The following is a 9,109-nucleotide window of genomic DNA, read 5'->3' on the forward strand; positions in this document are numbered from 1 at the left end:
ATAATTTAAATGTCTATAAATAATTAATAATTATATAAATAAGCTCAGGTAATTAATTACTTGGGCTTTTTATTTAAATAAATGAATAAAATGAGTACAGAAAACAAATCTTTTTTTGGAGTAATGAAGTCTTATAACAAGACTTTTTGGATTGCAAGTGGAATGGAATTATTTGAACGTTGGGCTTGGTATGGTCTTTTTGCCGTATTAGCATTATATCTTACAGGTTCAACCGATGAAGGCGGATTAGGATTTACCCATACTGAAAAAGGACAAATAATGGGTATTGTAACTGCAATATTATATTTGCTTCCAATGATTACAGGTGTAATTGCAGATAAAATTGGTTATAAACGATCTTTAATAATAGCTTACATATTGTTAATAACTGGTTATTATTTTATGGGTGAAGTATCAAGCTACACATCTGTATTTTTAGTATTTTTATGGGTTGCTGTTGGTGCAGCAATGTTTAAGCCTGTTGCATCCGCAATTATCACAAAGAATACTGACAAATCTAATTCAACTTTAGGTTTTGGTATTTTTTATATGATGGTAAATATAGGTGGGTTTGTAGGGCCTTTTATGTCTTCAACTCTAAGAACTCAATATGGTTGGAAAATAATTTTTCTTCAAGCAGCCATAGTAATTGGAATTAACTTAGTTATTTTATTACTTTTTTATAAAGAAAAAGACCGAGTTAAAAGCACTGAAACTATGGTTGAAGCCATTTTAAGTGCTTTTAAAAATATAATTGAAGCTGTTAAAGACAGTCGTCTTTCTGTATTGTTAGTAATAATGGTTGGTTTTTGGACTATGTTTAACCAGTTATTTTATACACTTCCAACTTTTATTGAAGATTGGGTAAATACAAAAGCATTGCATGACTCTATTGCTAGTGTTTCTCCATGGATAGCAAGTGCTATGAGTGGTGGTGGTGATTCTGTTAACCCAGAAATGTTGATAAACTTGGATGCTGGTTCAATTATTTTATTTCAATTACTTGTTTCGTATTTTGTATTAAAAATGCGACATGTAAGTGCTATGATAACAGGTTTTGTTATTGCTTCAATAGGTATTGGTATTACATTTTACACTGGAAACGGGTTTTATACAATTTTAGGTATTATGATTTTTGCTATTGGTGAAATGATGACAAATCCAACATTTTCTTCATTTATTGCTTTAATATCTCCTAAAGGAAAAGAAGCATTATATATGGGTACTTATTTCTTACCAATATTTTTAGGAAACTTTTTAACAACCTTTATTTCAGGTAATTTATACCAAGCATGGTCAGATAAAATTACTTTGTTACAGACTGAAATGTCAACAAGAGGAATTGAAATGCCAGAAATAACAAAGGAATTTACAAAAAATGATTATTTTGCTTCTGCATCAGAAAAATTAGGAATGACCCAAGTTGAAATGACTCAAATGGTATGGGACACATACAATCCTAACAAAATTTGGTATGTAATTGTAGCCATAGGAATTGTTACAATTTTAGCATTGGCTATTTATGATAGAATGGTAATTCGTCCTAAGGAAGCAAACGGAAATTAAAAATTTGAAACAATAAAAATAAAGAATAAGATTTTGAACCGATAATGTGCTCAAAATCTTATTCTTCATTCAATTTAAATAATTATAATTTATGTCAGATTATATTCAAGAAGAAGAACAGCAACAAATATTAGGACATCCTGTAGGATTATTTGTACTGTTTTTCACAGAAATGTGGGAGCGCTTCAGTTATTATGGAATGCGTGCACTACTTATATTGTTCCTTGTTGCTAAAATAGATGATGATGGTTGGGAATGGACAAGAGCTGAAGCATATGCCTTGTTTGGTTGGTATGTTATGCTCGTCTATTTACTTCCCTTATTAGGAGGTTGGTTAGCAGATAATAAATGGGGGCATGTAAAAACTGTAATTGTTGGAGCAATTATTATAACCCTGGGGCATGCGGCAATGGCTGTTTCTGATTTACACGTAGGTATAGATTTAAAGTTTGTTTTTTACTTAGGTTTATTACTTATTGTTGTAGGAACAGGTTTATTTAAACCAAATATGTCTGCTATTGTTGGAAAAATGTATCCTCCACAAAGTAATAAAAAAGATGGGGCTTACACTATTTTTTATATGGGTGTTAACTCTGGGGCCTTTATTGGAACTCTTTTAGTAGGTTGGATAGGTGAAACTTTTAGCTGGACTTGGGGATTTGGATTGGCTGGTATCTTTATGTTCTTTGGATTACTTCAATTTTATTTTGCCAGAAGTGTATTTGGAAAGGCTGCTTCTCAACCTAAATTAAAAGGAGCTGTAGTGCCAATTGAAGATGAAGGCAAAGATGTACCTTTTACAAGTAAAGATTTATCTCTTGCCAGTATTGGAGGTTTTTTTGCTATCTCTTGGATTGTTGATGGTTTATATTCAGTAGTAAGCAGAGGAAGTCATTTTTTAATCGAAAATTTATTTTCATTTGAAGCATTTGGGAAAGTTATCCCAGTTGACATGTCTAGCCTATTTTTCTTATTGTCTTTAATCATATTTATTACTTTAGGTGTAACAAGACTAAAAAGGTTTCAACCTATTGAAAGAGATCGATTAAAAGTTGTATTTATAATTGCATTTTTTGTGATTTTCTTTTGGGCTAGTTTTGAACAAGCTGGTACAACTATGAATATTTTTGCAAAAGATTATACCAACAGAGTTTTGGAAGGTAATTGGGGATTATTTTATAAAATAATTGATTTTATTCTTTCAATAGCTCCAATGTTAGTATTAACTTGGGTGATTTATAAATTAGGAAAAGCAATTATTAAAAAATATCCTTTAACTATTTTATTTACTAGTATTAGTTTCATAATTATATGGATATTGGTAATTTTTAGAGTTTATGAAAAAATTACGGCTGATGCAACTCTTGTAGATACTTCTTGGTTTCAAATATTAAATCCTGTATTTATAATTTCCTTAGCCCCATTATATTCAATGTTCTGGAAAAAATACACATTCTCAGGACCACAAAAATTCTTTATCGGTTTAACATTATTATCAGCTGGATTTGGTATGTTAGCTATAGGTTCAATGGGTATTGAACCTGGAGCACAAACTGCTTCTGTTAGTATGGTATGGCTATTACTAGCATTTCTATTACATACAATGGGAGAATTATCAGTATCTCCAGTAGGTTTATCATATGTAAGTAAATTAGCTCCGGCTAGAATGCTTGCTTTCCTTTTTGGAATTTGGTATGTATTTACAGGAATGGCAGGGAAACTAGCATCAATAATGGCTGAATATTCTGACGGAATAGCTGAAAGTGTAGGTTTATCAGGATTCTTTTTAATATTCACAATAATTCCATTTATGGCAGGACTAGTTATTTTAAGCCTGAATAAACCATTAAAAAGAATGATGCACGGTATAGATAAATAGAAAATATATGAATAATTAAAATTACAAAGTCTCTATTTATAGGGACTTTGTAATTTTGGTATTATATTTGCGACCAACGCATTGATTATAATTATTAAAAATAGATTTAAACTTATGAAAAAAGTATTGATTTTAACCCTAATACTAAGTAGCATTTCTCTTTCAGCACAAGAAATAAATTGGATGACACTTGATGAAGCTGTAAAAGCACAAAAAAAAGCACCTAAAAAAATATTTATGGATGCTTATACCATTTGGTGTGGGCCTTGTAAAATGTTAGATAAAAACACATTTAACAATAAAGATGTGGCAGAATATATTAACAAAAATTACTATGCTGTAAAATTTAATGCTGAAGGTAATTCAAAAGTAAAATTTAAAGGAACAACATATACAAATCCTAAATTTAATCCCGATACTTCAGGTAGAAATAGTTCTCATGAGCTATCAGGTGTTTTAGGAATAAGAGCATATCCTACATTACTTTTTTTAGATGAACAAGCAAATTTAATTGCCCCAATTACTGGTTATAAAACACCTAGTCAGTTAGAACTATTCTTAAAGTTTTTTAATTCTGCTGATGTAAAAAATATCACTAAAGAATCTTGGGAAAGTTACGCTGCTAATTTTATCCCTGAATTTAAAGATTAGTTAACAACTTATTTTAATATATAAGCTCCTTTTTGCATTGTACTGTAAAAAGGAGTTTTGTTTTTTAAGCAAGTCCGTTCCCATAAACCAACATAACTTTTATAATTAGAACCATCTGCTATTAGTAGTTTTGGCTGTATCACTTTCAGCAATCTTTCTAAATTAATTTTTGGAGATTGTTGTAAAACTATAATAGTAGGTTTAATTGTTTTATATTCATAAATACCAAGACTATCAACTATTAGAATAATTTCATTTTTAAATTTATATACATTTTTAGATTTTATAGTTTGAAGATCCCCTCCTATTCCAGTGCCTATTAAATATGGTTTTATTGCATAGTTGCTTTGAGTTAAAGAATCCGCTGAACTTATTACTAAATTAGCTCCTACTCTATTTCCAATAATACTTTTTTTAGACTGATTAAAGACAATTAATTCATTGGTTGCTTGCAACTTGTGTTTTTCAAACACGAAAATTGATTGGATACATATTATTGACAGCAACACAAAAACAAAACGGTAAAACACTTTCTTTTCAATCCATTTAATAGTTATAAATATAAATGTGTAAATAGCAATCATTGTCATCAATGAAAATGAAATGTTTTGAATAATAAAATATTCCTGATTGGAAATCCATTCCACAAAACGATTCATTAATTGAATAATACCGCTGTAAAAATCTCCTAAAAACTGTGGTAAAATATCAAGAATGGCTAAAATAATTATTATAATTCCTGCTGTTAAAATCATTCCTAAAAACGGAATTATCACCAAATTAGATAGAAAAAACAACCCTGGAAACTGATGAAAATAAAATAAACTTAATGGTAAAACTCCAAGTTGAGCTGCAATTGAAACTGTAAATAATTGCCATATTTTATCTGGTAACCAATAGTTCGGTTTCCATAAATCATACAATTTTGGTTGAATCCAAACTATTGAAAAAACAGCTAAATAACTTAACTGAAAGCCTACTTCAAACAAATAAAATGGGTTAAACAGCAACAAAAAAAACATTGAAATAACTAATGTATTATAAACACTCGAACGCTGAACCAATTGCATACCAATTGTTAAAGCTGTAAACATAGAAACCGCTCTTACTACCGAAGCCGACAAACCAGCAATAATAGCATATACCCATAGTAAAAGTATTATAAAAAATGTTGCTATTAATTTCCCGTTTTTAAAATAATAAAATGGTTTAAATACAAATAGTAGCAACAATAAAATGATACCAATGTGCAATCCTGAAACGGCTAAAATATGGACAGCACCTGCACCTGAATAGCTTTCTAACAATTCACTTGAAATAGTATTTCTTTGCCCTAATAATAAAGCATTTATTACTGCTAATTCATCATCTTTAAATCCGTTGTTTATTAATGATGTATTTATGCTTTCTCTAAATTTTGAAGCAACACCTTTTAAAGTATTTCTTTTATCTTGAAGCTTTAAAACCATTGATTTTTCAAGATGTATTTGATGATGAATTTGCTGATTTTGAAGGTGTTTCTTGTAATTAAAACCATACGGGTTCTGTGGTTTATTTATGCTCATAAACTCAGTTTTTACAACTAAATTATTGCCCACTTCTAATTGATTTTCAATACTATCTCTCACCACTGCAACTAAAATTTTACCTATAGTATAATTGTTATTTAACTGAAGTACTGTTGCTTCGTATTTATTAAAATAGATAGTTGGTTTTAATACCTTTTGTATTTCTAAAAGTGCAGTTAAAGGTTTATTAGCTACAAATTCAGAAGAATTTGTATAATGCAATTTTTTATTTAGTTGATTCTTATATGTAATAGAACTTATCCCAACAAAAAAAGAAATCAAAAAAACTAAGATTGTGAATACTACTGAAGGTTCAAATAGCTTCTTAGCTCGAAAATATTGAAACCCTAACAATAGCAATAAAAAGCCAACAACGACAGCTAATTGAGTAGGTTGAAAATTATAAAACTTCCCTACTAAAATTCCGAGCATTAAAAAAAATGTAAGTTGTACAGGTACAAACTTTAAAAACTTTATCATAGCTTTATAAAATTACTAAAAATATTTTAGTTTCATCTATAAATATTACTTGGTAACATTTGTTACTAAATGATATATGTCACTATAGTAATTTCTTAGGTAATCTAATTTTGACGAAATATTTAATTTGAAATTATGAAAAAATTAATTTTTAGTAGTATAGCAATTCTTACGATTGCATTTAACTCAATTAGTCAAGACCTAGCTCCATATATTAAAATTGGAGAAAGCACTGAGAGTATTCAACAAGTATCAGATAAAGTTGTGGAAGCTTTAAAAGCTAATTCATTTACAATTTTAGGAGACTATAATCCTTCAAACAAAAGCACCTTAAAAGTTATTGCTTTTACAAGAACCGATTTAAAAAATACTGTTGTTAAAGTAACAGATAGAGGTGCGTTGGCAGCTGCATTTAAGGTAGGTTTAGAACAAAAAGGTGGAAAAGTACTAATTTCTTATACGAATCCTGATTATATTTTAAGAGCTTATTTAGGTGATAATTACAATACTTTTAAAAGTACTTTTGAAAAGTTTAGCAAAGATTTAAAAACAACTTTTTCAGTATTAGGAAATGAATTTACTCCTTTTGGAGGAACTATTAAAGCTGATAAATTAAAAGGATATCATTATAAAATAATGATGCCTTACTTTAGTGATCCTGTTGAACTAAATGAATTTTCTTCATTTGAAGAAGGATTAAAAACAATAGAAAACAATTTAAAAGCAAAAAAAGGACAAACTGTTGAAGTTTATAAAATAGTTTACAAAAATGAAAAAGTAGCTGTATTTGGTGTTGGCTTACAAAGTAAAGAAGATGGAGAAGCTGTTTTTTTACCAAAAATTGGAGAGGCTCACGTTGCAGCTTTACCTTATGAAATTATATTACAAGGAAAAAAAGCAACAATGCTTCACGGAAAATATAGAATTGCTTTACATTGGCCAGAATTAACAATGGGAACTTTTATGAAAATTATGAGTACTCCTGGAGATATTGAAGATACTTTAGAAGGACTTTGTAAATAAAAAAAATATACTTCATAAAAAAAAGCTAAAACATTTTAAATGTTTTAGCTTTTTTTTATTTTAAAATATAGAATCTACTTTTCGTTTTTTCCTAACCCCGTTAATCCTGCAGAGACAATAAATTTCATCACTTCACTAGAGTTAGCTTTTATCGGTTTTATATTTTCTTTAGATACAATAAACAATTCTCCTGAAAAGTTATAAGAATGTGGAAAATAAACCGCTACTTTATCCGTATCATTTAAAAAATTCAAGTTTTCTTCAGTAACAAAACCAAGTTTCTCAAGATCACTATTCAAGTTTACTTTTACCAAAACAGGTTTATTAAACTTTTTTTCTTTCCCTGCAAAGGCTGAAAATAAATCGTTTAAGGCAGAATAAATAAAATTCAATAAAGGAATTCGCTCAATTATTTTTTTAAATAAAATTTTTAAAGGTTCTGCAATAAAAGTTCTTCCTATAAAACCTGTAATAATTAAAATTAATATAACAGTTAAAACTCCTAATCCAGGAATTCTGATACCAAAAAACTTGGTTAAAAGATCTTGTAATAAACCATCTACAGAAGTAAATATTGAGTAAATCACATAACCAGTAATCCCTAATGGAGCTATATACAATAACCCCTGTATCAGATAATTAATTAATTTTTTTACCATACATTTTTTTTGAAAATTATTTATAGTTTTCTAACTTCGTACAAATCTTTACGTCTGTCTTTTAAATTTCTTACACTTCCAAATTGATGCAGTTGACGCAATAAATCAATATCTACGTCCGCAATTAAAATCATTTCAGAATTTGTAGTTGCTTCAGCCTTGATACCATTTGCTGGAAAAGCAAAATCACAAGGTGTAAAAACCATCGATTGTGCATATTGAATATCCATATTTTGTACTTTTGGCAAGTTTCCAACACTTCCTGCAATGGCTACATAACATTCGTTTTCAATAGCACGTGCTTGAGAACAATTTCTAACTCTTGAATAACCGTTTTGTGTATCGGTTAAAAATGGTACAAATAATATATCCATTCCTTCATCTGCTAAAATTCTACTTAATTCTGGAAACTCAGAATCATAACAAATTAAAACTCCTATTTTTCCACAGTCTGTATCAAAACTTTTCAATTCATGCCCTTTTTGCAACCCCCAAACTCTAACTTCATCAGGAGTAACATGTAATTTTTCATAGCGTTCAACAGTTCCATCTCTTCTACACAAATACCCAACATTGTACAATTTACCATCCTGCATCTCTGGCATACTTCCGGAAATAATATTGATATTGTATGAAATAGATAATTGCGAAAATTGTTTTACTATTTCTTCAGTTTCTTTTGCTAATTCGCGTATGGCTTCAGCTTCTGTTAAATGGTTGTTTTTAGCCATTAAAGGTGCATTAAAAAACTCTGGAAATAATGCAAAATCTGAACGATATCCTGACACTGCATCTACAAAAAATTCAACTTGAGTCATTAATTCTTCCAAATCTTTATATGGACGCATTTGCCACTGAATTAACCCTAAACGAACCACTTTTTTTATAACTGATGCTTTTTTAGATTTCTTTTCATAGTAAATATTATCCCACTCTAATAAAACAGCATAATCATTTGAAGCTTGATCACCTTCTAAATAATTTTTTAAAACCCTTGTTGGATGGAAGTCGTTTGAAACTTGAAAATTTAATACAGGGTCGTGAATTTCTTTTCTTCTAACTTTTGAAATATATTCTTTTGGTGTTAAAGTGTCTGAATATTTATGAAAATTTGGTATTCTTCCACCAAAAGCAACACCTCTTAAATTTAAACGCTCGCACAATTCTTTTCTATAATCGTACAATCTTCTCCCAAGACGTAAACCTCTATATTGTGGTTTAATAAACACATCTATTCCATAAAGCACATCGCCATCATTTGTATGCGTTGTAAACTTATAATT

The 9,109-nt window shown here is 29.1% G+C and carries 7 protein-coding genes; 4 read left to right on the plus strand and 3 right to left on the minus strand.

Annotated elements, in window-relative coordinates; translation table 11 throughout:
• Positions 1 to 90: 90 nt before the first annotated feature.
• The 3 genes from Q0352_RS02270 to Q0352_RS02280 all read left to right on the plus strand — a co-directional run bounded on the left by Q0352_RS02270 (position 91) and on the right by Q0352_RS02280 (position 4,096).
• Positions 91 to 1,566 (plus strand): MFS transporter, encoded by a 1,476-nt coding sequence (locus Q0352_RS02270; protein ID WP_299522958.1) that lies wholly within the window; start codon positions 91 to 93, stop codon positions 1,564 to 1,566.
• Positions 1,567 to 1,657: 91 nt separating this feature from the next.
• On the plus strand, positions 1,658 to 3,445 hold the full coding sequence (locus Q0352_RS02275; protein ID WP_299522961.1) for a peptide MFS transporter: 1,788 nt from the start codon (positions 1,658 to 1,660) through the stop codon (positions 3,443 to 3,445).
• A gap of 114 nt (positions 3,446 to 3,559) precedes the next feature.
• Entirely contained in the window at positions 3,560 to 4,096 is a 537-nt protein-coding gene (locus Q0352_RS02280) for a thioredoxin fold domain-containing protein (RefSeq protein WP_299522964.1), read from the plus strand.
• Between the two features lie 8 nt (positions 4,097 to 4,104).
• Here Q0352_RS02280 and Q0352_RS02285 read toward each other — a convergent pair whose 3' ends face one another.
• On the minus strand, positions 4,105 to 6,096 hold the full coding sequence (locus tag Q0352_RS02285; RefSeq protein ID WP_299522967.1) for a ComEC/Rec2 family competence protein: 1,992 nt from the start codon (positions 6,094 to 6,096) through the stop codon (positions 4,105 to 4,107).
• A 183-nt stretch (positions 6,097 to 6,279) separates the two neighbouring features.
• Here Q0352_RS02285 and Q0352_RS02290 point away from each other — a divergent pair, with 183 nt between their 5' ends.
• On the plus strand, positions 6,280 to 7,167 hold the full coding sequence (locus Q0352_RS02290) for a hypothetical protein (protein ID WP_299522970.1): 888 nt from the start codon (positions 6,280 to 6,282) through the stop codon (positions 7,165 to 7,167).
• A 74-nt stretch (positions 7,168 to 7,241) separates the two neighbouring features.
• Here Q0352_RS02290 and Q0352_RS02295 read toward each other — a convergent pair whose 3' ends face one another.
• Both Q0352_RS02295 and Q0352_RS02300 read right to left on the minus strand, forming a co-directional pair.
• Positions 7,242 to 7,826, minus strand: coding sequence for a DUF502 domain-containing protein (locus Q0352_RS02295; protein ID WP_299522973.1), 585 nt, complete (start codon positions 7,824 to 7,826; stop codon positions 7,242 to 7,244).
• 20 nt (positions 7,827 to 7,846) lie between these two features.
• The coding region (locus Q0352_RS02300) for a bifunctional GNAT family N-acetyltransferase/carbon-nitrogen hydrolase family protein (RefSeq protein WP_299522976.1) at positions 7,847 to 9,109 on the minus strand (1,263 nt) is incomplete at its 5' end.

The organism is uncultured Lutibacter sp. (assembly GCF_937891065.1).
Lineage (GTDB): Bacteria > Bacteroidota > Bacteroidia > Flavobacteriales > Flavobacteriaceae > Lutibacter.

Bases quoted from the DNA above. Each gene is read 5' to 3' on its own strand.
- Q0352_RS02270 (WP_299522958.1), top strand. From the start codon at position 91: ATGAGTACAGAAAACAAATCTTTTTTTGGAGTAATGAAGTCTTATAAC.
- Q0352_RS02275 (WP_299522961.1), top strand. From the start codon at position 1,658: ATGTCAGATTATATTCAAGAAGAAGAACAGCAACAAATATTAGGACAT.
- Q0352_RS02280 (WP_299522964.1), top strand. From the start codon at position 3,560: ATGAAAAAAGTATTGATTTTAACCCTAATACTAAGTAGCATTTCTCTT.
- Q0352_RS02285 (WP_299522967.1), bottom strand. From the start codon at position 6,096: ATGCTCGGAATTTTAGTAGGGAAGTTTTATAATTTTCAACCTACTCAA.
- Q0352_RS02290 (WP_299522970.1), top strand. From the start codon at position 6,280: ATGAAAAAATTAATTTTTAGTAGTATAGCAATTCTTACGATTGCATTT.
- Q0352_RS02295 (WP_299522973.1), bottom strand. From the start codon at position 7,826: ATGGTAAAAAAATTAATTAATTATCTGATACAGGGGTTATTGTATATA.